Here is a 519-nt window from a genome sequence, read left to right on the forward strand (position 1 = left end):
TGAGACGGGGATACCCGGAGTGTTCAAAACGAAAAAAAATCCGTATCTGACAACGAGCAACTGGGATTGGACAATTGACCCAATTGGGCTGCGTATCGGTCTTCGCCGAATTACAAGCCGCTATCAGCTTCCAGTGTTTATAACAGAGAACGGTTTGGGTGAATTTGATAAAGTTGAGGACGGCTCTGTACAGGATGATTATCGAATTGATTATTTACGTTCGCATCTTGAGCAATGCAGACAAGCCATCAGTGACGGTGTCGATTTAATCGGCTATTGCAGCTGGTCGTTTACTGATTTGTTAAGCTGGCTGAACGGCTACCAAAAAAGATACGGATTTGTATATGTCAATCGTGATGAAGAAAGCACATACGATTTAAAACGCTTGAAGAAAAAAAGCTTTTATTGGTATCAAGATGTCATCAAGACGAACGGAGAAAGTTTATAAAGAGTCCCTGAGAGTTATTCTCTCAGGGGTTTTTCATTACACAGAAACAGCATCAATAATATAAGTGTCGG

General features: G+C 41.2%; 1 pseudogene. It reads left to right on the plus strand.

Going from position 1 to position 519, the window contains the following annotated elements:
- Positions 1–448, plus strand: a pseudogene (bglC, locus tag ACWHAR_RS31970) (6-phospho-beta-glucosidase); the annotation flags it as partial.
- Between the last annotated feature and the right edge of the window lie 71 nt (positions 449–519).

The sequence above is a fragment of the Bacillus sp. LR--39 genome, assembly GCF_053613335.1.